At 40.6% G+C, this 26,193-nt stretch carries 22 protein-coding genes and 1 pseudogene; 12 read left to right on the forward strand and 11 right to left on the reverse strand.

Annotated features, from left to right (window positions below; translation table 11 throughout):
- The first annotated feature begins 113 nt into the window (after positions 1–113).
- The 4 genes from U2718_RS11245 (at position 114) to U2718_RS11260 (ending at position 4,397) form a co-directional block, all read left to right on the forward strand.
- Entirely contained in the window at positions 114–1,211 is a 1,098-nt protein-coding gene (locus tag U2718_RS11245) for a DMT family transporter (RefSeq protein WP_342003075.1), read from the forward strand.
- A gap of 487 nt (positions 1,212–1,698) precedes the next feature.
- Positions 1,699–2,205 (forward strand): DM13 domain-containing protein, encoded by a 507-nt coding sequence (locus U2718_RS11250; RefSeq protein ID WP_342003074.1) that lies wholly within the window; start codon positions 1,699–1,701, stop codon positions 2,203–2,205.
- A gap of 145 nt (positions 2,206–2,350) precedes the next feature.
- Entirely contained in the window at positions 2,351–3,796 is a 1,446-nt protein-coding gene (locus U2718_RS11255; RefSeq protein ID WP_342003073.1) for an NAD(P)/FAD-dependent oxidoreductase, read from the forward strand.
- A gap of 88 nt (positions 3,797–3,884) precedes the next feature.
- Entirely contained in the window at positions 3,885–4,397 is a 513-nt protein-coding gene (locus tag U2718_RS11260) for a MauE/DoxX family redox-associated membrane protein (RefSeq protein WP_342003072.1), read from the forward strand.
- A gap of 682 nt (positions 4,398–5,079) precedes the next feature.
- Here the strand turns inward: U2718_RS11260 and U2718_RS11265 are convergent.
- Positions 5,080–6,438 carry a transposase gene (locus U2718_RS11265; RefSeq protein ID WP_342003071.1) on the reverse strand — a complete coding sequence of 453 codons (1,359 nt, stop codon included), beginning with the start codon at positions 6,436–6,438 and terminating at the stop codon, positions 5,080–5,082.
- Between the two features lie 67 nt (positions 6,439–6,505).
- Between U2718_RS11265 and tnpA the strand changes: the two genes are divergently transcribed.
- Positions 6,506–6,910, forward strand: coding sequence for an IS200/IS605 family transposase (tnpA, locus tag U2718_RS11270; protein ID WP_342003070.1), 405 nt, complete (start codon positions 6,506–6,508; stop codon positions 6,908–6,910).
- Between the two features lie 72 nt (positions 6,911–6,982).
- Here the strand turns inward: tnpA and U2718_RS11275 are convergent.
- From U2718_RS11275 to U2718_RS11290, 4 genes and pseudogenes are all read right to left on the reverse strand, one after another.
- A pseudogene (locus U2718_RS11275) lies at positions 6,983–7,399 on the reverse strand (Uma2 family endonuclease); the annotation flags it as partial.
- Between the two features lie 117 nt (positions 7,400–7,516).
- Entirely contained in the window at positions 7,517–7,783 is a 267-nt protein-coding gene (locus U2718_RS11280; protein ID WP_342003069.1) for a type II toxin-antitoxin system RelE family toxin, read from the reverse strand.
- Positions 7,780–7,989: a hypothetical protein gene (locus U2718_RS11285; RefSeq protein WP_179050893.1), complete on the reverse strand. Its 210-nt coding sequence runs from the start codon at positions 7,987–7,989 to the stop codon at positions 7,780–7,782. Before U2718_RS11285 ends, U2718_RS11280 begins: the two co-directional genes overlap by 4 nt.
- Positions 7,990–8,004: 15 nt before the next feature.
- The gene (locus U2718_RS11290; RefSeq protein ID WP_342003068.1) at positions 8,005–8,223 is read right to left on the reverse strand and encodes a hypothetical protein; all 219 of its coding nucleotides are present in this window, start codon (positions 8,221–8,223) and stop codon (positions 8,005–8,007) included.
- A gap of 235 nt (positions 8,224–8,458) precedes the next feature.
- Here U2718_RS11290 and U2718_RS11295 point away from each other — a divergent pair, with 235 nt between their 5' ends.
- The 7 genes from U2718_RS11295 (at position 8,459) to U2718_RS11325 (ending at position 19,121) form a co-directional block, all read left to right on the forward strand.
- Positions 8,459–10,339, forward strand: coding sequence for an ATP-binding protein (locus tag U2718_RS11295; protein ID WP_342003067.1), 1,881 nt, complete (start codon positions 8,459–8,461; stop codon positions 10,337–10,339).
- Between the two features lie 110 nt (positions 10,340–10,449).
- The gene (locus U2718_RS11300) at positions 10,450–11,730 is read left to right on the forward strand and encodes a sensor histidine kinase (protein ID WP_342003066.1); all 1,281 of its coding nucleotides are present in this window, start codon (positions 10,450–10,452) and stop codon (positions 11,728–11,730) included.
- Positions 11,731–11,890: 160 nt separating this feature from the next.
- Positions 11,891–13,963 (forward strand): prolyl oligopeptidase family serine peptidase, encoded by a 2,073-nt coding sequence (locus U2718_RS11305; protein ID WP_342003237.1) that lies wholly within the window; start codon positions 11,891–11,893, stop codon positions 13,961–13,963.
- A 682-nt stretch (positions 13,964–14,645) separates the two neighbouring features.
- Positions 14,646–16,556, forward strand: coding sequence for a molecular chaperone DnaK (gene dnaK / locus U2718_RS11310; protein ID WP_342003065.1), 1,911 nt, complete (start codon positions 14,646–14,648; stop codon positions 16,554–16,556).
- Between the two features lie 294 nt (positions 16,557–16,850).
- Positions 16,851–17,495: an acetoacetate decarboxylase family protein gene (locus U2718_RS11315; protein ID WP_342003064.1), complete on the forward strand. Its 645-nt coding sequence runs from the start codon at positions 16,851–16,853 to the stop codon at positions 17,493–17,495.
- 54 nt (positions 17,496–17,549) lie between these two features.
- Complete coding sequence (locus tag U2718_RS11320) at positions 17,550–18,671, forward strand: Gfo/Idh/MocA family oxidoreductase (protein ID WP_342003063.1); 1,122 nt, start codon at positions 17,550–17,552, stop codon at positions 18,669–18,671.
- Positions 18,672–18,971: 300 nt separating this feature from the next.
- Positions 18,972–19,121: a hypothetical protein gene (locus tag U2718_RS11325; protein WP_342003062.1), complete on the forward strand. Its 150-nt coding sequence runs from the start codon at positions 18,972–18,974 to the stop codon at positions 19,119–19,121.
- A gap of 25 nt (positions 19,122–19,146) precedes the next feature.
- On the opposite strand, the gene U2718_RS11330 is transcribed toward U2718_RS11325, so the two are convergent.
- The 6 genes from U2718_RS11330 to U2718_RS11355 form a co-directional block, all read right to left on the reverse strand.
- Positions 19,147–19,629 (reverse strand): hypothetical protein, encoded by a 483-nt coding sequence (locus tag U2718_RS11330; protein ID WP_342003236.1) that lies wholly within the window; start codon positions 19,627–19,629, stop codon positions 19,147–19,149.
- A gap of 28 nt (positions 19,630–19,657) precedes the next feature.
- Positions 19,658–20,197, reverse strand: a complete 540-nt coding sequence (locus U2718_RS11335; RefSeq protein ID WP_342003061.1) for a retropepsin-like aspartic protease — start codon at positions 20,195–20,197, stop codon at positions 19,658–19,660.
- Between the two features lie 163 nt (positions 20,198–20,360).
- On the reverse strand, positions 20,361–20,852 hold the full coding sequence (locus U2718_RS11340; protein WP_342003060.1) for a HugZ family protein: 492 nt from the start codon (positions 20,850–20,852) through the stop codon (positions 20,361–20,363).
- Between the two features lie 137 nt (positions 20,853–20,989).
- Positions 20,990–21,781, reverse strand: a complete 792-nt coding sequence (locus tag U2718_RS11345; protein WP_342003059.1) for a PEP-CTERM sorting domain-containing protein — start codon at positions 21,779–21,781, stop codon at positions 20,990–20,992.
- Positions 21,782–22,139: 358 nt separating this feature from the next.
- Complete coding sequence (locus U2718_RS11350; RefSeq protein ID WP_342003058.1) at positions 22,140–23,717, reverse strand: hydantoinase B/oxoprolinase family protein; 1,578 nt, start codon at positions 23,715–23,717, stop codon at positions 22,140–22,142.
- 162 nt (positions 23,718–23,879) lie between these two features.
- Complete coding sequence (locus U2718_RS11355) at positions 23,880–25,979, reverse strand: hydantoinase/oxoprolinase family protein (protein WP_342003057.1); 2,100 nt, start codon at positions 25,977–25,979, stop codon at positions 23,880–23,882.
- Between the last annotated feature and the right edge of the window lie 214 nt (positions 25,980–26,193).

The raw sequence follows: 26,193 nt of genomic DNA on the forward strand, positions 1-26,193 counted from the left end.
AGGCTAGATACAATTGTGGACATAACTGAGACACTCTTGATTTTTTCTTCTAATTCCAGTCTCAGCTTTTTTTTGCACCTAAATTAACCTGTAAAACTTACGTTAACCAAATTATGCCCGTACCCAAACAGGCACCTGAGACTAACGCAAAATCTCAGAGAGACAAAATTTTGTTTACTGATGTCTTCAATTTCTTCACTCGCCTTCCAAAGCAGGTTTATCTTTGGTCAGCTGTCATCATCTTTGCTATTGCTAGCTCTATTACACGAAAACTAACAGAAATTGGATCTCAGAACCTTATTGATGGCAGAAATCCTATTTCCTTTTGTAACGTTCTATTTGTAGGAAATCTCTGTGCGCTGCTCGTTCTAATTACGATTCATCGACGACAGCTAACGCTTCGCTCCTTCTTGCAGTTCTCCTTTAAAGATTGGAGCAGTATGGCGGTAGTTGCTCTACTGGCTGGTGCGCTGGCTCCAGGTTTGATTTTTGATGCGCTATCTCGCACGATGGTGAACAATGTTATTCTAATCGGACGACTTGAGCCACCGCTGACTTTAGCATTAGCAATTTGGCTATTAAAAGAGCGAACGAATGGTTGGGAGATTCTTGGTGCAATCGTCTCATTTATCGGCGTCGTTGTAGCAGTAGTACTTCAGAGCCTATGGGAATCGATGGCTCCAGCCGATTTCAGTACAATTGGTTTAGGTGAAATTTTGACGGCGATCGCAGCTGTAGCGTTAGCAATCTCTAGCATTATTAGTAAGGTTCGCCTCAAAAGCATTCCAGTCGGAATTTTTACAATCGTTCGGACTGCTTTAGGAACAGTAATTTTCTTTTTCGTTGCACTTTATTTCTATGGTAGTCACCACTTCATGGATGCTTTCTCACCGTTCTTATGGAAGTGGATGTTAGTGTACGGTGCAATTGTTGTTGTGGTAGGTCAATCGTTCTGGCTATCTGGTTTGAAAGGTTCAAGTGCAACTGAAGCTTCTCTGGCTAGTGCCTTCAATCCAATTGCTGCTATTTTGGCAGCCTACTTAATTTTGGGTGAAGTTCCTACACTTGCTCAGTATATTGGAGGCAGCATCATCTTATGTGGTATTGCATTAGGTCAGATTGGAGTTTGGCGCAAATATATTCGTGGAAAAGTTGATAGAGAAAGCCATCCACGAAAGATGGAAGCTGGAATTGGATTTAAGGGAATATAGGTTATAACTGCTTGGCTTAACATCAATAGATGACTTGCGCTATTCACATCTGTGACATCGCTCTTCTTTGGATGTAGTAACAAACCGCGATAGCACAAAGTTCATCCAATGCAGTTTAAGAAAATTTAAAGAATATCCGTAAGAAATCTTCGAGTTCCTATACCAACAATAATTGAAATATAGTTTTCAATCTTGAGATGGGTCTATGTATGTATGGGACAAAAGCCTTTGTCTAGCAAACTTTTAAAACGTAGAAATTGCTTGATTTGCTTTAAAAATCTGTTTATCACTAATTCTTGACATAATTAACTTTTAGATTAATAAAAAGTTATTGAAAGATTATCAAAGAGAATAGGAGCCTCACTCTTTAAACCTAAACTCTCAGGAAAAACTCATTCTTCTTTAAGTTAATTGAGTCAAAATTTTGAAGAGTTTAGAACAGTCTGTGTACTGACTTAGTACATATAATCTTTAGGAGTTGAAATTGATGAAACTCAACCAATTAGCATTGCTAGGCATTACTTCTTTGTTAATTTCTCCTCTTGCAGTTTCAAGCCATGTAGTCCGAGTTTCAGCTAATCCCTCCTCTGGTGAGTCGAATGCAATTATGGTGGCACAGCGACAACAGCTAGTTGCACAAATATCTGGTACCTTTGTTGCCGCAGAACAGCCAACTTCTGGAATGGCGAGGATTGTTACAGATAAGGGGAGACGTTATCTGGTACTTGATTCAGCTTTCAAGACCAGTAGTCAAGGGCCTGACTTGCACGTGGTTCTAGACCCCACTGAAAAGCCACCCATGCAGTACCAAGACCCTACCAGCTATGTTAATTTGGGCAAATTGCAAAAGTTCAATGGTGAGCAGCGTTACCCAATTCCTGCTGCAATTAATCTGAGCAACTTTAAGTCTGTTGCAATCTGGTGTCGCATGGCAAATGCGACCTTTGGCTATGCCCCGCTCCGCCCTACTACTAGCGCTGGTACTTCTCAATAGTTTCACCTTTTAGCTACAGCCTATTAGTTGTAAGGGCGAAGCATCCAGGCTAAATCCCACAGCCTTACTTGAATCTTCTGCCAAATGCTTCGCCCCGTTAGAAAACCACTATGGTGCCAAAGAATTTTGAGGAAAGTGCTCAACCATGAATCAATTAACTTTGCCAACAGTGATTTTGGGCGGTGGCTTTACTGGTCTATTTACGGCTCTGCATCTTTGTCATCAACGCTATCCACATCCGGTTATTTTAATTGATCAAAAAGAGCGGTTTGTTTTCAAGCCTTTGCTCTATGAGTTGCTCAGTGGAGAAATGACCATTAATCAGGTTTGTCCTCGCTATGACCAACTTTTAAACTGCAGCAGTGTGACATTTATACAGGATACGGTTCAAGCGATCGACCTACATCAACGACAAGTTGAACTAGATTCAGGCTTGCGCTACACCTACAGCAACTTAGTACTGGCTTTAGGTAGCGATATCAGTTACTTTGAAATTGAGGGAGCAAAAGACAACTCACTTCCTCTTCGTAATAGTGAAGATGTGATGGCGTTGGAGAAGCATTTGCGTAATTGCCTCCAGCGTGCAAGTCAAACCGAAGACCTGCAGCAGCGTCGTGCCTTACTAACAGTGGCAGTGATTGGTGCAGGCCCTGCTGGTATTGAAATGGCAGCTACTCTGGCTGATTTACTACCACATTGGTACATTAAATTGGGCGGCGATTCGCAGGACATTCGGATTGTAATTCTCAATCGCAGCCAGGAAATTCTTAAAGGTGATGTGAATGGTCGTTTACGAGAAACAGCTCGGAAGGCACTGCAAGACCGGACAATTCCTGTTGAGCTAGAGCTAGGTGTTTTGGTTGGAACTATCCATCCAAATCAGGTTGAGTACAAACGGCAGGATGATGTTAAAACGCTAAAGGCGGCAACTATTATTTGGACGGCTGGAAATAGGATTCACCCATTGATTAAAAGTCTGCCAATTTCTGAAGAAAATCGCGATCGCGCTGGTCGTGTTTGGGTAACTTCAACATTACAATTGCCTGAATTCCCTACTGTTTTTGCGGGTGGAGATTGTGCTGCATTAGGTGCCGATCCATTGCCAGCAACTGCTCAGGTTGCTTATCAACAAGGTTCGGCGATCGCTCATAATCTAAAAGCCCTTACTGAAGGTAACAACCCTAAACCAGCAAAGGTATTCCTGCGAGGAACGTTACTGAAATTAGGATTAGGCGAGAGTGCAGCAAATCTATTTGATCGAATTGAGATCGCGGGTAGATTAGGGCATATCATTCGCCAAGGTACTTACTTAGAACTCTTACCAACTCCAGTACATAACTTTAAAGCGACAACTGAGTGGCTGACAGATCAGCTTTTTGATCGCTACAGCCACTCGATGTCTCAACAACGGCGATCGCCTCAAGCTCTCCGGTTGATTGGAGGGGTTGCTGCTAGTTTTATCCTGGCTAGCAGTGGTTTACTCGTTTGGCGAGCTACTCAACCAACTCACTTCAACCAAACTTGGCAATCAACAGGTTTACCAACATTACTTGACCGACTATTGCCATCACTAAAGCAGCCGCCAAATTAGTGCAAGAAATACAAATTAGCAAAACAAATAAGCAAACTGTAGAACATTAAATTTACACACAGTACTTAATTGTAAAGGAACGGTAAGTATGGCTACGAGCGTGAATGAGCCAATTGAGTTGAAGAATAAGCGAGTCATGTTAAAAACAGCAATTGCAACAACTCGCATTCTACTAGGAGTATTTTTTATTATTTCCGCAATTGCTAATATGATTCACTTTTTCGCTCAGGGAGGTCTTTATGAGACAGTCACAACAGCCAAACTAAAGCTATGGGGATTTGGATTTGAGGGAATTGGGCCACTTCCATCGTTTCTTGCCATACCCTATGCCTACCTTCTACCTCCGGCTGAGTTAATGGTTGGGGTAATGTTTGTGATTAATCGTTGGGTAAGATGGGCTGGTATTGTGATGATGCTGATGTTGATCAGCTTTATCCTAGCGTTTGGTTTAGTTGGAAACAACGGACTGCTGCCAAACAATGAATCAAGCTGGGACAAAAATGTTTTCCTCGCAGCCTGTGCCTGGATTTGTGCTGCCTATGATGACTATCGGGTTAATCGCAAGAATAACAATAGCTACCACGAATCCTTCTTGATATAGGGTGAAACTATTACAGAAGCTGTAAAGCTCTAGATTTTCTAGGAACCTCTAAGTATTAAAAAAACTTTTTCATGACTCCGCAATCAGTACGGTTCGGATCAGAAAGTTGCTCTTAAAGGCAGGCATAGGTGTAGGGGAAAACGCTCTGTATGTAAGTTTTCTTCTGCGCTTCTTGCTAGTAAGCACTGAGCCAAGATAAGAACAAAAACGGAAATAATGGCTAAAAAGGTTTGATTTTTTGTTGTCAATGATGGTGCTATTTAAAAAGAAGTTGCAAAATCTGTTTCTTTAAAATTAAATCAGAAGGAATACTGCTTTCAGAATTTTGTCAGTAACTCACAGGGGATTCTTCTTAAAAAAGGCGATGCTCTGGTAAAAGTTAAGTATTTCTAGTGCGTTTTACTACCCAGCGCTAGTAGGTTGGATTGAACGGAGTGAAACCCAACAATTACAAGACTTTGAGGTGTTGGGTTGAGGGACGAAACCCAACCTACATCCTAAGAACTAATGCTTAGTTTTGTTGATAAAACGTTTTAGCAATTTCCACTATGGCTCAAATTCAATACTTTCATAGATATCTGCTAAACGAATTTCAAAGGGAATCGATGAGAGTGAAATATACGATTCTGGATCGTCATATTCAGTAAAGATCCATTTGCGGGAGTCTGTTTTAGAGTATTGCTCAACATGAGCAGTATATTGATCGATTATTGACTCTCACCGGACTAAAGTCACGGTGATTCAAACTGTTGCGAAGAACGATGGCTAAAGCCATCGTTCTTCGCTTTTTGCAGTTATTCTTCCAGAGAAATACTCTCTGTGGGACAGTCAAAAGTCCCCTATGGGTCTTGACTAAATCTAAGTTTAGCTGTTCCTTTACCTTTAAAAGTGCGTTGGCACTGCCGTTTAGATCGGCGTTAACTTTTATGCCTTTTGCAGTCACAAAGAGTCCACGTTTAACTCGTTTGCCTGATGATTTCCACCCTTCTGGCTTGTTGCCAAATACAGGTAAAACATCGCCATCTAAAAAACTACTTTGGCTAGTGTAGCTCTCCTCCATTTCCACAAACTTTATGCCATATAGTTGACAGAGTTGAGATATCCTTTCCTTTAGTTTTGCAGTAGGAATTTGGACGAAAGACTGATTGTTTTGAGAGCCAAGATTAACACCATTTTTGATTTCTTTATTCCATCCAAAAACTATATTACCGATTTGATTTTGGATGCAATAGTTAACTACAATCCTGGTTGCTTTGTTAATCGCATCCCGCATCTGACGATTACGCTTTTCGGTGATGTGGGCTAATCGTTCACTCCAAAATCCTTGAGGCTTGCCCTCTTTTAGCTTGGATACTATTTTGTTGTACCACTGGTTAAGGCTTTTAATTTTCTTGCCATCAACAATGAAACTAGTACCTAAATTAGAAACACAAGTCAGCCAGTTGCTAATACCTGGATCTATACCAAGGGCTAATTTTGGATCTAATGTTGTAGAAACAGGACTAACTTTATACGCAAACTCCGCGTAAAAGCATCTATTCCGGGGTAATATTCTCAATTCCTTAATATCCTCAAACTTGATATTTGAGGGCATAGGAATTAGAAAATTCTTGATATTAAACCATCTATTAACGGTTAATCCCAGGGGGTTCTGAATGCAATTATTTATTAGCTTTAAAGCTTGCTTAGGATAGGTTACAACTGCCAATCCTCCTTTTCTTCTATATTTTGGTGGTTTTGGTTTATCTTCTAGCTCTCCATTGCGAAACATCTTGTCAAGTTCATAGAAAGACTTAAAGCTCTCTCTAACAGTAAGCAAAGTTTGTTGTGCAACTTGTGAATGTAGCACTTGGTAATGTGGATTATTCTTATACTCATTGATTAAATCAAACTTTCCTAGATATCCATGACATTTAAACCAAATCTGTCTCCCATAGTAAATTGCACAGTTAGTTAGTTTATTTGATTCAGAGCAAATAAATTCTAATACTGCTTTTAATTTTTGACTAGGAGAAAGCAATATTTGTTGGCATCCGTACATACTATTTGTATATAGACTATGTTGATAGTACAATCAAAAATACAACAAGGTCAAGAAATTAACTACAATGTCAAGCTTTATCCCTGATGAGTACAGGCATGAAAGCAACGCTGTGTCTTTGCTAAACTACCACTTTGTATTTATTCCTAAGCGACGCAAAAAAGTGTTGATTGGTCGCATTGCCGAAAGGCTTCAAGAACTAATCTGTGAAGTTTGCAATGAGAATAGATGGAAAATTATTGCAATGGAAATTATGCCAGATCACGTACATTTGTTTTTAAATGTAAAACCTACTGATGATCCGGCATCTGTAATTAGAAAAATTAAAGGTCGAGCATCAAGACATTTAAGACAAGAGTTCCCAGAGTTGCTAAAACTTCCTACACTTTGGACTCCTAGCTATTTTGTTTCAACAGCAGGCAATATTTGTACTGAAACGGTTAAAAACTATATTGCACAGCAAAGAGATTGACTGGTAGGCTTTAGCCTACGTTATAGTTTTCATCTCTTGGCTTCTAGCCAAGAGTTTTCAACATATCCCTTATAAATATTCTTGAAATATTGGAATGGTACGATACGCTGAAAATTTTTCATCCCTATCGTAGCTTTTGGTTGATTTTGAAAGCACTTCGGCGATCATCACCGGGTTAGCAATCGTATCAGCTCGTCCCTGTTGTCGTTCGAGTGGGCGGGGGACAACCATGACATCCGGGTAGGTGTAAAGCGTGCGTGCAGGAATCCAAAGCCGTTGATCTGCTACAAAAATACTGTACGGTTTCCCTTTCAAACTAACTCTTAAGGCGGCATTGAGAATACTGGCAATTTTATTATGTTCGGGAGTGCCGCCAGTCATAGGGATGATTTCTCCATTGATATATGCATGCCGAATATCTGAATTCACCTCAAAATCGAGATACTCTTCGGGTGTATAGATTTTCTTTGCTTCAGCCTGCATCATCATGTCAGTCTTACCCCCAAGGCTTCAAGTTGCTGGTTTATCCAAATTGTTGCCGCCGCTTCATCCGTCTCTATCGCCCGTTCTACTCCTGTTTTAGCAATTTCTAGTATTATTCATTCACTATGGAAAATATCGATATATTTCCTTGCGATGTAATACACGAACAAAGGTAATCATATTTTCGTATTCAGCAAAGCCAATTCGATAGTCACCAACTCGGATACGGTAGTAATTTCCATCTGCTTTAAGTTTTTTGATGCTGCTGATTTCCAAGAGACTTTCAGCAGTTTCCACTTGTTCTATGACAGTTTTAATTCTCAGGAGCAAGTCTTCATCTTGAATCTTACCAAGGTCTTTTTCAAAGCTTTTTCTGAACTCAACTTTCACGATTTCGGCTCCAAAAGTTGAAAGATGGAGTCGCGGTTAACCAGTTCAGTTGTTTCACCTTCTGCGATCGCACGTTCCATTGCTATGTCCTCAAGAATTTCTGCCAAAAATTCCGAGACTTCCTCACGGTTATCACGAATCAATTCGATGATCGCACTTTTCAATATTTCCTTAAGTTGTTCTGAGTTTAAAGTAATTTCAGACATTATGCCTCCATTAAATTAAGTTAAATTTGATAAATTAATACCAATAGCTTCAAGTTGGTGGTTCATCCAAGTTGTTGCCGCCGCTTCATCCGTCTCTATCGCCCGTTCTACTCCTGTTTTAGCAATTTCCAACAGTTTTTTAGATTGCTCCCGCGCTTTGCGAGATGCTCTGACTTTTTCTGTGATTTTCTGGTGAGTAAATTCTTTCGGTAGCGTAATCGGAATATTTAACAAATCCTCAGTGGCTGGTATTTGCCATCCTTGGTATGTGGGGTTAGTCCCAAGGCTTTACCAGTTATAAGAGTTGAGTGCTACGACTCGAACTGTTCGATAGATTTTCTTAATACCACGGAGGCGATCGCTCTGACACATCTGACACAGGTTTAAGTATTTCTAGTGCGTTTTACTACCCAGTTATTTGGGAATACTGGTATTGTAAGTATCCTTTGCATATCCAGCGCTCCCCACCATGATCTTGAAATTGTTAAGTTTCTCCCTGCACTCAAAAGGTTTCATCCCCCACGGGCATTGTTATCTCTGGAAAACAGGGTTAGTTTGGCTTCACATTGTAGCTGATGCCACGATCGCTCTTGCTTATTATTCAATCCCCTTCTTGCTTATCTACTTTATTTCCAAACGCAAAGATGTTCCTTTCTATGGAGTCTTTCTGTTGTTTGGTGCTTTTATTATTGCCTGTGGTACTGGCCACTTGATGGAGATCTGGACACTATGGCATCCAAATTACTGGATTGCAGGTATCCTCAAGGCTTTTACTGCAATTATTTCAATATATACGGCGTTTGCGTTACTTAATCTCATCCCACAAGCTCTGACACTACCCAGCCCTGCCCAGTTAGAAGTTGTCAACCGATCGCTCGCCAGTGAAATTGTTGAGCGTAAGCGAATTGAGCAAGAGCTACGCCAAGCAGAAGAAGTTGCGACAAACTCCAGCCAAGCCAAGAGCGAATTCCTCGCGAATATGAGTCACGAGCTACGCACACCCCTTAATGGCATCTTGGGTTACACGCAGATCCTCCAACGCACGGAACCTCTAACCAATAAAGGGCGCAAAGGAGTAGAAATCATTCAGCAGTGCGGTTCCCATCTATTAACTCTCATTAATGATGTTCTGGATCTCTCCAAAATTGAAGCTCGAAAATTGGAGCTAAATCCTGTTGATTTTTACTTTCCTGCCTTTCTAGATAGTGTGACAGAAATTTGCCGCATCCGCGCAGAACAAAAAAGCATCGCGTTTCACATCGAACTGGAACCAGATTTACCTGTGGGCATTCGTACTGATGAAAAGCGTTTGCGCCAAGTTCTCATTAATTTACTTGGTAATGCGATTAAATTTACCGAGCAGGGCAGTGTCAGTTTCAAGGTTAAGTTCGCAAGTCAAAAGCAACAAGCTACAAACTACAAAATTCGCTTTGAAGTGGCTGATACTGGGGTGGGCATGAGTGCCGAGCAACTCAAAAAAATTTTCCAGCCCTTTGAACAGGTAGGAGATCGGAAACGACAAGCTGAAGGTACAGGTTTGGGATTAGCAATTAGCCAAAAGATTGTCTCGTTAATGGGCAGTCAAATTGAGGTGGAAAGTGAGTCAGGCAAAGGCAGCACTTTTTACTTTGAGGTGGAATTGCAGGAATCCAAAGACTGGGCTAAGACTTCTAGAGTGATGCGACAGGGGACAGTTATTGGCTATCGAGGGGAAAAGCGAACCGTTCTAGTGGTGGATGACAAATGGGAAAACCGCTCGGTGCTTGTCAATTTATTAGAGCCAATTGGATTTGTCTTAGTGGAAGCGAGTCAAGGTGAGGAAGCATTAGAGCAGGCGATCGCCCACAAGCCAGACTTAATTATTACAGACTTGATGATGCCTGTTATGGATGGATTTGAGTTAATCAATCGTCTGCATCAGTCTCCCCAATTCGAGAAAATTGTTGTAATTGCCTCTTCTGCTAGCGTGTTTGAAACCGATCAATATAAAAGTATTGATGCTGGAGCGAGTGCCTTTCTACCGAAACCTATAGAAGCTGAAACGCTGCTGGAATTGCTGCGAAAATATTTGCAATTGGAATGGGTACATGACAATAAGATAGAGACACAGACAAAAGCAAATTTTGCCAGTTCAAATAATCCAGCAGAGATAATCGCTCCTGCCAACGAGATTTTACAGCAGTTACTCAACCTGGTGCAGAATGGCGATATTCAAAAAATTCAAGAAATGACTCCGCAACTATCTGCATCCGATGAGAAGCTGACTCTATTTGCCCAGCAAGTTATGCAGCTTGCTAGCAATTTTCAAGTCAAGCGCCTAGAAACCTTCATTAAGCAATACATCCATTAAGTAGAAGGCAGTCGCTATAAAACAAGTTTCACCGCCAGGCATGAAAATTTGACTCTTTCTACACCCCTAAACCCTTACACCCCCACACCCATTTTCAAGTTAGACATATTATGGCAACAACCTTAGACAGCCGATTCATTTTAATTGTGGATGACAACCCCACCAACTTATCCGTTCTTTCCGAAGCTCTCAGCAATGCTGGTTTTCGGTTCCGAATTGCGGTTGATGGAGAAAGTGCGATCGCTCAAGTTGAACGTAATCAACCAGAGTTAATTTTGCTGGATGTGCAAATGCCGGGCATTGACGGATTTGAAACCTGCCGTCGTCTCAAAGCTAATCCTGTTACCCAAAACATTCCAATAATTTTCACTACAGCCTTAGCGGATACAGGCAGCAAAACTCAGGGATTTTCCCTTGGTGCAGTCGATTATATTCCTAAACCTTTTGCACAAGAGGAAATTCTTGCCAGAGTACGCGTACATTTGCAACTGAAACGACTTACTGAGTCATTGGAGCAGCAAGTGAGCGATCGCACTGCTGCCTTGCAAAAAGCTCAGATTCAATTGGTGCAGCAAGAAAAACTATCAACATTGGGAGAGTTAATCGCCGGAGTTGCCCACGAAATTAACAACCCCATCAACTTTATAGCTAATAATATTCCACCCTTAGAAGAATACATTGCAGGAGTCACCCAGATTCTGCAACTATATCAAAAAGAATATCCAAACCCGACAGCTAAAATTACTAGTGCTGTTAAGGACTTGGATCTAGAATTTGCTCTCGAAGACATGGCAAGAATATTGTACTCACTCAAGCTAGGCACGGAGCAAATAGAGAATCTTTCTATCTCACTGCGCATCTTCTCGCGCTCGGATCAAGATGTCAAAATCCTTGCAGATTTGCACAAAGGACTTGATAGCACGCTAATGATTTTGCAACATCGTCTCAAAGCTAGTGGCGATCGCCCCCACATCGAAGTCATCAAAAATTATGGCACACTGCCAGAGGTAAACTGCTATGCAGGGCAGATGAATCAAGTGTTCATGAACATTCTGGCAAATGCAATTGATGCCCTTGACGAAGCCATAAAGCTTGATAAATTGAGCAATCCAATCCCCCAGATTCAGATTACAACAGAGATAGATGCTGATAGTTGGGTTGTAATTCGCATTGCTGACAATGGTTTAGGTATCCCAGAATCAGTTAAACAAAGATTATTTGAGCCGTTGTTTACCACAAAGCCTGTTGGCAAAGGAACTGGGCTTGGCTTATCAATTGCTCATCAAATCGTTGTAGAAAAACACAACGGTACATTGGAAGTAAACTCTCAGCTAGGTGGGGGAAGCGAATTTACAATCAAAATTCCAATCATGAACGCAATTGATGATTAAATTACTTTTTGGTTCGCGACTATTTTTAGTATTTTTTTTGACAACAATTTTAGTATGTTCCTGGTTGGCGACTCCTAGTATGAGATTATTTCTACCAAGCGATCGCTCCAAGACTTCATCTTCTCAGTACCATGTACAAAGAAGATTTCCATTCCAGACTATGCCAGCAGCAAAACCTCTCACCTACCCATCTACCCGCAAAAGCAATCAAGTAGACAGTTACCACGGCGCTCCGGTGGCAGATCCTTACCGCTGGTTAGAAGATCCAGACTCAGAAGAAACTAAAGCTTGGGTGGAGGCACAAAACAAAGTTACTTTTGGCTATCTTGAAGAAATTCCTGCTAGGGAAAAAATTAAACAACGCCTTACCAAGCTGTGGGATTATGAAAAATACAGCGTTCCATTTAAAGAAGGAGAGCGCTATTTTTACTTTAAAAATGACGGACTGCAAAATCAAAGCGTCCTTTACACCCTCAAATCTCTAGACGAAGAACCAACGGTTCTACTCGATCCCAATACTCTTTCTGAAGATGGCACTGTAGCTCTTTCGGGATTAGCAATTAGCGAAGATGGTAAGCTTTTAGCTTATGGTTTATCTACTGCTGGCTCTGACTGGCAAGAGTGGAAAGTACGCGATATCGAAACTTGCCAAGACTTAGAAGACCATCTAAAGTGGATTAAATTCTCTGGTGCATCGTGGACAAATGATCATAAAGGCTTTTTCTACAGCCGCTACGACGAGCCGAATGAAAAATCTAAATTAGCAGATGTTAACTACTATCAAAAGCTTTACTATCATCGTTTGGGTACACCCCAATCTGAAGATGTTTTAATTTACCATCGTTCTGATGAGAAAGAATGGGGCTTTGATGGTAGTGTTACAGAAGATGGACGGTATTTAATTATTTCGGTTTGGCTGGGAACAGATCCTAAAAATTTGGTTTTCTACAAAGATTTAACTAATCCAAATTCAGAAGTAATAGAACTGATTAACAAGTTTGAAGCAAATTATGGTTTTATTGATAATGATGGGAATGTCTTTTATTTCCGCACTGATTTAGATGCTCCACGTGGACGATTAATTGCCATTGACACTCAAAAACCTGCTTTAGAAAATAGGCAAGAAATTATTCCGCAAGCAGCAGAAACTTTAGAAAGTGTTGGCATTATTAATAACCAATTTGTTGCTGATTATCTCAAAGATGCTCACAGCCAAATCAAAATTTTTAACCTCAATGGCGAGTTTGTACGCGAGGTGGAATTACCCGGTATTGGTTCGGCAGGAGGTTTTGGTGGCAAACGCTATGACACCGAAACTTTTTATAGTTTTACAAGCTTTACCACACCAGCAACTATTTATCGCTATGACATGGTGAGCGGCAAAAGTGAAATTTTCCGTCAGCCAAATGTAGATTTTAATCCTGCTGATTACGAAACAAAGCAAATTTTTTATAACAGCAAAGATGGCACGCAAGTGCCGATGTTTATCACCCACAAAAAGGGTATTAAATTAGATGGGAATAATCCCACCTACCTTTACGGTTATGGTGGTTTCAATGCTTCTCTCACCCCAGCTTTTTCTGTTAGTAATTTAGTGTGGATGGAAATGGGTGGTGTTTATGCCGTTCCTAATATCCGGGGCGGAGGTGAGTACGGGGAAGAATGGCATCAAGCGGGAATGAAGTTGAAAAAGCAAAATGTGTTTGATGACTTTATCGCTGCTGCTGAGTGGTTGATTGCCAATGGCTACACCAAACCTGCAAAATTAGCGATCGGGGGTGGAAGCAACGGCGGATTATTAGTCGGTGCTTGCATAACTCAGCGCCCTGATTTGTTTGCTGCGGCGTTGCCAGCAGTGGGCGTGATGGATATGTTGCGTTTTCCTAAATTTACTATTGGTTGGGCTTGGGTTTCTGAGTATGGTTCGCCGGAAAACCCGGAAGAGTTTAAAGCACTTTATGCTTACTCGCCATTGCACAACCTCAAACCTGGCACAGCTTATCCAGCGACTTTAATCACTACTGCCGATCACGACGATCGCGTTGTTCCGGCACATAGTTTCAAGTTTGCTGCTGCTCTGCAAGCCGCTCATGCTGGTGATGCGCCAGTGTTAATTAGAATTGAGACGAAGGCGGGGCATGGAGCTGGTAAACCCACAACTAAGATGATTGAAGAATTAGCAGATAAGTGGGCTTTTTTGGTACGTACTTTGGATATGAAAGTTGAGATTTAGAACATATACGTTCTCAGTATTTGCAGTCTAATACTAATTTTGGTATTAGACTAGCATTTTGGTTGTTTGTAATTGCCGCTGTTATTTTGGTTTCGAGGTTTGGTGTTTCAACGCAAAGTAACGCGGAGGAAACGCTGAGGCACGCAGAGTTTTCTCAATTATAAGAGTTAATGCAGAATAGTTAAGATTGGCGATCACTTACTGGGAAGTTTTAGTCAAGCAACTTTTAACGTTGACTCGATGGACATTGTCATAGTGTGAGAGTAGCCTGACGCATTACTGCATTACAAAAGTTGAGTTGTTGAGTTGATGCTTGATTTCGTAGAATTACGCTCTTTGTAGCTCTGTGATGCCTAATAAGACGGCAAACACCACCACAGCGTTACGGTTCACCCCCAACCCTGACAGTATTAATTCTCATACATTAGACACAGTGAAAGCAAATCAATTTATATGAGCCGACTGGAAACATGAAGCATAACCGTCCTTACTAAGGTTCGGAAAACCACCCTTCATGGACTGGCTACACAGGCTCAGTATATATATCAGCATAGTATTGGGTTTTAACCTTAGTAAAACCAAAGGTATTGATGCTGGACTGGCTGCTTTCTAAATCCAGTTAGTTCAAAAACCAGCCTTTATACTCTCATTCATTTGTAGTTATACGGAGCCAGCGCTGACAATGGCAAAAGTAGTTGGAATTGACTTAGGTACAACAAACTCCTGCGTAGCAGTAATGGAAGGTGGTAAGCCCACGGTTATTGCTAACGCAGAAGGTTTTAGGACAACACCTTCTGTAGTGGCGTTTGCTAAAAATGGCGATCGCTTAGTGGGACAAATCGCCAAGCGACAAGCGGTGATGAACCCGGAAAACACTTTTTACTCCGTCAAACGCTTCATTGGCCGTAAATTTGATGAAATTACCCATGAAGCAACAGAAGTATCATATAAGGTGCTGCGGGATGGCAGCGGTAATGTTAAGTTAGATTGCCCTGTTGCCGGTAAACAGTTTGCTCCCGAAGAAATTTCAGCACAAGTTCTCCGCAAACTAGTAGAGGATGCTAGCAAATATTTGGGTGAGCAAGTAACTCAAGCGGTAATCACTGTTCCGGCATACTTCAATGATTCTCAGCGTCAAGCTACTAAAGATGCTGGAAAAATTGCTGGTGTTGAAGTTTTGCGGATTATCAACGAACCTACCGCAGCTTCTTTGGCATACGGGTTAGACAAGAAGAGTAACGAAACCATTCTCGTATTTGACCTTGGTGGTGGTACATTTGACGTGTCTATCCTCGAAGTAGGTGACGGCGTGTTTGAGGTACTATCTACTTCTGGTGATACTCACCTTGGTGGTGACGATTTCGATAAGAAAATCGTTGACTTTTTAGCAGAAGAATTTAGAAGACAAGAAGGTATCGATCTGCGTAAAGACAGACAAGCTTTACAACGTCTGACTGAAGCCGCAGAAAAAGCTAAAATCGAACTTTCTAGCGTCACCCAAGCAGAGATTAACCTACCATTTATTACTGCTACTCAGGATGGTCCGAAGCACCTGGATACTACACTAACTCGTGCCAAATTTGAAGAACTCTGCTCTGACTTAATTGATCGCTGCCGCATTCCTGTAGAAAACTCACTTCGCGACGCTAAGTTAAGCAAAAACGATATTGATGAGGTTGTTTTAGTCGGTGGTTCTACCCGCATTCCCGCAGTACAAGAGTTAGTGAAGCGGGTAATCGGTAAAGATCCTAACCAAAGCGTCAACCCTGATGAAGTTGTAGCAGTTGGTGCTGCTATTCAAGCTGGTGTGCTTGCTGGTGATGTCACGGGTATCTTACTGTTAGATGTAACACCGTTATCTTTAGGTGTAGAAACCTTAGGTGGCGTTATGACTAAGATTATTCCCCGTAACACTACTATTCCTACCAAGAAGTCGGAAGTATTCTCTACTGCCGTGGATGGGCAAACCAATGTCGAAATTCACGTTCTCCAAGGTGAACGAGAAATGGCTTCTGACAACAAGAGCCTTGGTACTTTCCGCCTTGACGGTATTCCTCCTGCACCACGCGGTGTTCCCCAAATCGAAGTTGTATTCGATATTGATGCCAACGGTATTTTGAACGTTACTGCGAAAGATAAAGGAACTGGTAAGGAACAGTCTATTAGCATTACTGGTGCTTCTACCCTCGACAAGTCTGAAGTTGAGCGGATGGTTAACGAAGCTGAGAAAAACGCTTCTACTGACAAAGATCGTCGCGAAAAAATTGATCGTAAGAACCAAGCCGACTCTCTGGCATATCAAGCCGAGAAACAATTACAAGACTTGGGTGATAAAGTTAATGCCGCTGACAAGACTAAAGTCGAAGGTTTGGTAAAAGATCTGCGCGATGCCATCACCAAAGAAGATGACGAGCAAATCAAGAAGTTGATGCCAGAATTGCAACAGGCACTATTCGCCGTTGGTAGCAACATCTATCAACAAGCTGGTGGTGCTGCTCCTGGTGCTGGTACTGGTACTACCGAGGATGGCACTTCCACTCCTGGTGGTGGCGGTGACGATGTAATTGACGCTGATTTTACTGAAAGCAAATAAAATAGTAGAGGTACGGCAATTGCTGTGCCTTTACTTCTAAATGTTTCATCCGAAAGGTATATCTTAGGGTGGGCATTTTTTTTTAGTTTAGGTTTTAAAGTGGTTAATGGTTAGTGATAGTGGATAGTAAAGGCGGGTTTTGTTGATGATATTTCGGTTGCAACCGATGATTTATCTTTTAAATCTGCCTTTACAGTATTTAGTAGCTAAAAAAACTACTAACTGCTAGCAATTTCTTTCCGCTGGGCGCAAGGCTTTGCGCCTTTCACAATAATTAACTACTAGCAATTCCTAATGTCTTATCCTCCAGCACCTTGGATACTACAAGGTTATGCACTCATTTCTTTACATCTATTAAATATTGACCGAGTGCGTCACCTCATCCCCTCCGAATTAGAAATAATTTCTGTATGGCCTGGTAAAACGGTAGGTGGTATATATTTGTCCTATTATGGTTCCGAGTCTGAACTGGAGTACAGTGAGTTAATTGTTGTACCCGCGTTTGTGGGTGATCGAGGTGCAGTAGGTGGTTGGGTTTCCCATATTTATGTAGATAATCCTGATTCTGTGGCTGGCGGTCGAGAAATTTGGGGATTACCGAAGGAATTAGCCCAGTTTACTTGGGAAAAAGATAACAGCGTTGTTGTAAGTCAAAACAATCAAATACTTTGTAGTTTGAAATATAATCAGCCATTATTTGCGTGGCGACAGTGGCTAGGTGGATCTAGTTTTAGTGCTAAAAATTCTGAACTTTTGACTTTCATTGCTGAACTAGAATCAAATTTGGGGTTAATTAGTTCTAAATTAGAAGTTCCAGTAGACAGTCCATTTTCAAGTTTGGGTTTCAAGCAACCTTTTTTGAGTGTGCAGTGCGATCGCATGAGTTTGAGAGTGCGATCGCCCGAAGTTATAGGACAAACAGCAATTGCATATAGTTAGTGCAAATAAAGGTGTAGATTGTTATAGACTAGTCTACGCAGAACAATCAAATCTATGGTCAATCAGGATGTAATTGGTGTTGCAGTTGTCGGCACAGGATTTGGTCAAAAAGTCCACATTCCTGGATTCCAGGCACATCCTCACACCCAAGTAGTTGCTGTTTATCATCGAGACTTGGATCAAGCCAAAGCTATTGCTCAATCACACAATATTCCCCACGCCTGTAACACAATTGCAGATATTGTTTCCTTAAGCGAAGTGGAAGCAGTCAGCATTGCCACTCCACCTTTTTTGCATTATGAAATGGCAAAGCAAGTTCTACAAGCTGGGAAACACGTGTTAATAGAAAAACCTGTAACCCTAAATACCACTGAAGCCAAAGAACTCTACTTGCTAGCAAAACAAAAAGGTGTAATTGCTACTGTAGATTTTGAATTTCGGTTTGTACCGGGATGGCAGTTGTTTGCTGAACTGTTATCACAAGGGTATGTCGGCAATAAACGCCTAATTAGAATTGATTGGTTAGGTTCTTCTCGCGCTGATGCCGGAAGGGCTTGGAACTGGTATTCGCAAAAAGAAAAAGGAGGAGGTGCATTGGGATCTTTAGGTTCTCACACCTTTGACTATATTAATTGGCTATTTGGGCCAATACGCAGATTAAGCGCCCATTTTAGTACTGCAATACCCCAGCGTAGCGATCCCAGCACAGGCGATTTCAAGCCAGTCAATACAGATGACACCTGTATGTTGATGCTGGAATTAGCAGATGGTACACCCTGCCAAGTTTCCATCAGTGCGGTAGTATATGCACCACGAACTCATTGGTTAGAAGTATATGGCGATCGCGGTACTTTAGTGTTAGGCAGCGAAAATCAAAAAGATTACATACATGGCTTCCGTGTTTGGGCATCCCAACCTGGTAAACCGTTAACGGAAATAGAAATTCCCAACAGATTCCTTTTTCCCAAAAATTATGCCGATGGTCGTATTTCTGCTTTTATTAGAGTAGTAGATCAATGGGTTCAAGGAATTACCAAGGGTGAGCAAATAACACCATCCCTGCAAGAAGGAGTTTATTCTCAGCTATTGATGGATTTATCATATGAATCGAATGAAACATCAAATTGGGTAAATATACCAGATTTAGAAGCATTTTTGAGATCGCCCTCAGACTAGAATCTGGGCTAAACGGACAAAGCCTGCCTACCCTTTGGAAACCGCTAGCCTACGGCAACACGCAGGCTATATTGAGATACGTAAACGCAGTTGTGTTTGTATAACTAAACCAATGCGCCCTTGGAGGTTCCACTTGCCAGGTATTTGTTCCATAGTCGGAGCTCGCAAAATTTTTTATTGTCTTATACTTGCCCCCTGATTAGATTCACCCGATCGGGCGAGTCAATAGGATGAAGTAAAATTACTATCTTCTAGCTTAGTCTAGATAATAATATGTGCTGAGTCACTAACATAAAGACTATGAGCGAGCAAGCAAATGCAGATATCAAACTGGCATATCAAAAGGCAGCAGAAGCCACTTTTGCAATTACCCAAGCTCTGAGTCAAATCAAAGACAAACAAGTAAGAGACGAAGTAATCGCCAAGTTAATCAATGATTGCGATCGCTAGAGGAATTTTTACAGAAAAGTCAAAATTACGATTTTACTTGGGAAGTGTTGGATACTGGTTTGGAGCGCTGCTGCTGATAATAACCAACTACTTTTTGCACGTAGGCTCCAGTAAAACCATTTTTGCAGCCTGTGTAGTTGCCAGTCATCCACCAACAAGCAACCCCACGCACAGCAGCAATCTCATTATTTTGATGAGCAGAATACTGATTGTTTAACTCTCGGCGCATAATGCATGAAACAACTTGTCTTGCCAGAGTAGGGTTGTTTTCAAACTGTGTTGGTGTCACTTCTTTTTTCAAACAATATTTTGACCAGCTTTTGAGAGTTTCTGGCTTAACTTGCCATGCGCTATAAAGCCCATCGTTGATGGTATCAGTTTTTGGTGCAGCTAGTCGCAATGCTTCTACCATTGCAGAAACTTGGTAATCAGATACTTGCTTTTGTGCTTGTGCTAGCGATGGTAAAAATCCGAGGCTAAAAATTATTCCACCGACTAACAGTCGCATCTTCTTTCTCATAAACTATACAAAAACTTCAGCGTTGACGTAATTCCAGTTCTTTTTCCATGATTTTAACGTCATAATTGCTGAAAAAATCATGTCCTAACAGTCCAACGCTAGCTTTTGGGGCGATCGCCACCTGTAAGTTATTGGCTACAGCTCTACCAACGGCTATAGACTCTACCTCACTCGTTAAAAATTGTACTTTGCTACCATCGGCTATGTGTGCTTCTACTGTTCCCATAGCTTTTAATTTCAAAGCGTTAGCCATTCTCATCGTTATCAGCGTATTACTAGCTCCTGTGTCAAAAATCATCTCAAAGGTTTGGCTTCCATTGAATGTAACATTCACAACAGGAGTCCTACCAATTCGGCGTTTAATCGGAACCCGAATTACTCCACTATCTACAGGAGTTACACCACAAAGCTTTCCTAAACTTATGGTTCTACCAGAGGAATTAACCATAAAACAAGCTCCTGGATCTACAGCTATTGTCCGTAGGGGAAATGCCAAAAATATCAGTGCAGGTACCACTGCAAAATTTTTAATCAATTGCCTACTAGGGTTGAACATGGGATTTTTATACACATCTATTCTTAAAATACCCAGATCTAGCAATCTTAAATCATTCGTGAGCAGCAATAATTTCGACTTCTTTAATGCTTTACGAAGTTAAGATTATAAAAGTTAAGTTTATTTGTACAAACCTAATTATTTTCTATTTGTACAAACTTACTTATTTTCTTGTAATATGTTTCAATTCGCTAAGATTATCGCTGCTAATAGAGTAAGCTGCTCCGAAACCAGTTACAAAACGTCCTTGCTGAGGAGTGAGTTGGAAAATCCGAAAATCAGCTAAATCGCGTAATATATCAATAATTTCACCAAAACGAGCTTGGAATTGATAAACAATTTCCTGCCATGCATCTGTCTGCCGTTCTATTAAAGTTGCCATACAATCAAAAGTTAAACGACAACGGGCAAAGATTTGCTCTGTTTTACTTTCATCCTCAATTAACATCACACTGACACGAGGATTAGCAGAAAGGTTTTGAGTATGAGTCGAAAGCTCGCTGACATAAATATAAATATTCTTAAATTCATCCATGACGAAAGGAGCATAACTAGCATTTGGTACTCCTTGCGTATTCACTGTACTGATAATAACGCTTTGAAACTGGTGAATAAAATTTTCGTACTCTGCTTGGGCTTTTTCAAGATTCTGCATAAGAAAGATAATTAAGGGACATACTTCTTAGTTTGCCCCTTATTTTCTCATTTCACGAGTTTATAACTCAAGTAATAATTAAAGTCTATGCAAAGTGGTGGAGTAAGGAACTCCCAGATTATTTCTCTTCAAGCCTATTACTTATAGTGTACAGATTTTTGATTTTTACGCTTCCATAAGAAGATACCACCTACAGCCATAATACCTAAAGCCATACTCGGCTCAGGCACAGATTTAGGATCAAAGCCTGTAAATCTTCCTGTTCCTTTATGAAAAGAGTGGTTGTCAGTTTCAAATCCACCCCCTCCAACTTGTGAGATCACAATTTTGTTAAAAATATCATTGCTGCTTTCTGAGTAAAAGTGAACGTAACCATTACCCTGATAGTATTTATTGTTAACTAATTTGGCACCTGCTTCGTTGTTACCTGGATGCAAAGAAGAGTAGATAGCAAAACCACCAGCTTGATCAATATCGGTAGTCGAGAAGGATTTCACAAGCGTGTCGCCATTATAGAAGGAGTAAATGTTACCTGAGTGAGCAGCACCCCAATTGATAGCAAAGTAGTTTAGATAATCATCCAATTCAATGACAGCATTTTGACCCTCAAAAATTGCTAAATATTTAGATGTGTTTTTCTCCCCATTAGGCCCAACTGGAGCCCACATATCTGCTCGAACGCTGCTGCTAGCATTACCAACTAGTGAGTACTTAGCAAACCCACTAGTTGGTAGTTGGCCATTATTGAAGTCAACCGTTTTGAAATCCGAAAGCCCAGAAAACTCAGACCAGGCACCTTGGTCTGTTTTACCGTCGGGACTTGCTATTCCTGTAGTCATTTTGAATGTAATTGCCTGTGCTGAACCGACACAACAAAATATAGCAAGAGTAGATAAAGTGGCTATAAAAGCAGATTTTTTAAACAGCATGATTTAATGCCTCATTACTTATTATTTAGCCTCTATATTTACAATTTTTCTTTTAATTAGGATGAGAAACCTTACTTATTTTAGTATCCTCATACAATCAAGTTTTTATGTAAAAAAGAGAGTTTTTAATTATCTATAAAACAGTATTTTTACTTAAAATACATAAAAATATATTGCTTATTTCTAGCAAATAAATAAGTTTTTGCTAAATCAGCATAGATTAACTTACATAATGTTTAAATTTGATGGTCATTTTCTAATTTAGTTTTATGATTTATTAATAATTAATTGTTGTTTTTCAAGTTTGATAATCTATTTACTTACATAAACCTACTTGGGTAGCAACAGTATGGCTTTGCTAGGGAATTTCAGGACAAATATTACCAAATCCTCCTCCCCCAGGAGTTTCTATAACAAACACATCCCCAGGTTGCATTTCTACTGTTGCTGTACCATCTAAATGTTCTTTAGTTCCGTTCTGACGTTGTATCCAATTAAGTCCTACAATTCCAGCTTCCCCACCATTTAATCCAAAGGGAGGAATCAACCGATGGCTAGAGAGAATATTAGCTGTTATTGGTTCTAGAAATCGGATACGACGAACAACCCCATTGCCACCCGAATATTTTCCTTTGCCACCGCTATGGAGACGAAGACTAAAGCTTTCTACCTGTACGGGATAACGTGTTTCTAAAACTTCTGGATCGGTTAAACGGGAGTTAGTCATGTGGGTATGAACTGCATCAGTACCATTAAAGTTAGCCCCTGCTCCAGAACCACCACAGATAGTTTCATAGTACTGGTATTGCTCATTGCCAAACGTAAAATTATTCATCGTTCCTTGAGACGCAGCTATTACACCTAAAGCACCATATAAAGCATCGACAATAGTTTGAGATGTCTCCACATTACCTGCTACCACTGCCGCCGGATAGGTTGGATTTAGCATACAGCCTTGAGGAATTATAATTTCTAAAGGTTTAAGACACCCAGCATTGAGAGGAATATTATCATCAACTAAAGTACGGAACACATATAAGACTGCTGCTTGAGTGACAGCTTTAGGAGCATTAAAGTTACTATTTAATTGAGGAGACGTACCAGTAAAATCAATCGTGGCACTGCGATTTTCTCGGTTAATTGTCACTTTAACTTGAATTTTTGCTCTATTATCCATTCCATAAATAAATGAACCATCTCTGAGAACATCAATTGCTCGTCTAACTGACTCTTCGGCATTATCCTGCACAAACTTCATATAAACTTGAACTGTTTCAAACCCATACTGAGAAACTATTTTCTGGAGTTCTTGTGCTCCTCTTTCGTTGGCAGCGATTTGTGCTTTGAAATCTGCAATATTCTGGTCTGGGTTCCGAGCAGGATAGAGATGGGTTGAGAGTATTTCTCGTACTTCTCTTTCTCGAAAATATCCCTGTTCAACTAAGAGAAAATTATCAAAAAGAATTCCTTCCTCTTCGACTGTGGTACTGTGAGGAGGCATTGAACCGGGAGTAATTCCACCGAGATCTGCTTGGTGTCCGCGAGAAGCAACATAAAAGAGGGGACTGGGAAAGGAAATATTTTCACCACTTTCCAAAAATACAGGAGTAATTGCAGTCACATCAGGAAGATGAGTTCCGCCGTTATAAGGATTATTAGATAAATAGACATTTCCCGATTTTATAGTGTCGCTTTTGTCATTAATTAAACTACGGACACTTTCACTCATTGAACCTAAATGTACAGGAATATGCGGTGCATTGGCGACTAGTAATCCAGAAGAATCAAAAATAGCACAGGAAAAATCTAGTCTCTCTTTGATATTTACCGACGCTGCCGTATTTTGGAGAACAATCCCCATTTGTTCGGCAATAAATTGATATAAATTTTTAAATATTTCTAAACGGACAGGATCAGGTTGAGATGTATTGTACATTTTTGATTACTGTTTATTTATAAAGTGCTTTTTCTCGACTCCAAATACTTCATAATGTAGCTATTAAGTCTGTATTGGAATCAATATCAAGTCATAATTACAAATGAAAATCGCATATTATTTCACCTTTAAACTTATCCGTTTCCATTAGCTTAACTTTCATTACCTTCTGTATAATATTAAATGATTGTGTTCAGTTAATTTTACTTTCCAGTCAGGTTCAACTACAATAGTGCTAATTTTTTCGATAATAATTGCAGGGCCATTAATAGTATCTTCTGGTTGTAGATATTCGCGTCGATAAACGGGAGTATCATGCCATTTTTCAGCAGTAAACATCTTTACTGTTTCAACAGATTGAGGAGGTTCACCAAGAGAACGAGTACGAGTAATGAAGGGTTCTTCGGGAGTATCCATTTTCTGAATTACTTCTACTGATGCAGATTCAACAATCAAGGCTTTCTCTACTTGAATGAAACCATAACGAGATTTATGTTCACCCTCAAATTCCTGTCGCATTAATGCTACATCTAAGATGAAATCAACAGTCAGAGTTGAGTTAGTTCCCTCATATTTTAAATTTAGCTTTCGTACTACTTCCTCTTCTGTCCCCGTATTTAGTCCATTACTTAGTTCACTTCTAGCTTGTGTTTCTAAAGTCTCCATTAACTGTACTAATTGCGATATTAATGCTTGGGTTAAAGGCTTTTCTACTCCCCCTTCACGAATCGCTCGCACATCAGCTAATCCCATTCCATAAGCAGAGAGAACCCCAGCATAAGGATGAAGAAATATCTTTTTCATCCCTAAAGTATCGGCAATTAAACAAGCGACTTGCCCTCCCGCTCCTCCAAAACAACAAAGAGTATATTTGGTGACATCATAACCCCGTTGCAAACTAATTTTTTTAATTGCGTTTGCCATATTTTCCACAGCGATCGCAATAAATCCGGCAGCTACTTGTTCGGGAGTACGAGTGTTTCCGGTAGCAATTTCAATGTCTTGAACTAATTTTGTAAACTTAGATATAACAACATCTTTATCTAGGGGTAAATTCCCATTGGCGCCAAAGACAGAGGGGAAATATTGAGGGTGAATTTTGCCTAACATAACATTGGCATCTGTGACAGCTAAAGAGCCGCCACGTCGATAACAGGCAGGCCCAGGATTAGACCCCGCAGATTCTGGGCCGACGCGATAACGAGAACCATCAAAAAATAGAATTGAACCACCCCCAGCAGCAATTGTATTAATCGCTAAGACGGGAACTCGCATCCGTGCTCCGGCAATTTCGGAATCTAGCTGTCGTTCATACTCTCCTTTAAAGTGGGCGACATCTGTACTTGTCCCGCCCATGTCAAAAGTAATAACCGCATCGAAACCTGCTCTTTGGCTAGTTTGTACTGCACCGACAATCCCTCCAGCAGGGCCACTTAATATACTATCTTTTCCTTGAAATTGTTCAGCCGCTACTAAACCCCCGTCAGACTTCATAAACATTAATCTGACTCCGGGCAAATGACTTGCTACTTGGTTAACATAGCGACGCAGAATAGGAGTTAAATAAGCATCTACTACTGTTGTGTCTCCTCGACTTACCAATTTCATTAAAGGACTAACTTGATGAGATATAGATATCTGCGTAAATCCGATTTCTTGAGCAAGTAGGGTGACTTGTTGTTCGTGGGAGGGATAGCGATAACTGTGCATAAAAACAATGGCACAACTACGAATTCCAATGTTGTAAATAGCTTGTAAGTCATTTCTGACTTGTTCAAGATTTACCGAAGTTAGTTCGTTGCCTTGAGCATCATAGCGTTCATCAACCTCAATTACCTGCTCATAAAGCATGGTTGGTAAAACGATCTGACGAGCAAAAATATCAGGGCGGTTTTGGTAGCCAATTCGCAAGGCATCTTTAAAACCTTTGGTAATCAGCAGCACTACGCGATCGCCTTTCCTTTCTAACAGTGCATTTGTTGCTACCGTAGTTCCCATTTTTACTACTTCTATCACTTCCGTTGGAATGGGTTCTTTATCTGAAAGCCGCATAATATCCCGAATACCCTGGATTACTGCATCTTGGTACTGTTCGGGATTTTCTGAGAGTAATTTGTAGACTATCACCCATTGTTGCTTGGGAAGGGGAACAATCAAAAAACGTTCCTGATGTTCTGAGAGTCTATCTATAATTGCCTGATTATCAGTAACAGCAACAATATCTGTGAATGTACCACCCCTATCAGCAAAAACTTTCAGCATAATTTATTCCCTTCGTGCTTCTAGAAGTAGAGTAACAATGAAACCTATAGCCTTTCTACTTCTAAGCCCTCAATTTGCTCGAAGTCTCTTTTATTGTTAGTTACGATTACCAAATTATTTGCGATCGCTATTGCAGCTAGGAAAACGACAGATACAGGAAGTGGACATTTGACGATTGTTGGAAACTAGAACTATTGTTAGAAAAGCTTAACAA

The organism is Chlorogloeopsis sp. ULAP02 (genome assembly GCF_038404745.2).
GTDB lineage: Bacteria > Cyanobacteriota > Cyanobacteriia > Cyanobacteriales > Nostocaceae > Chlorogloeopsis.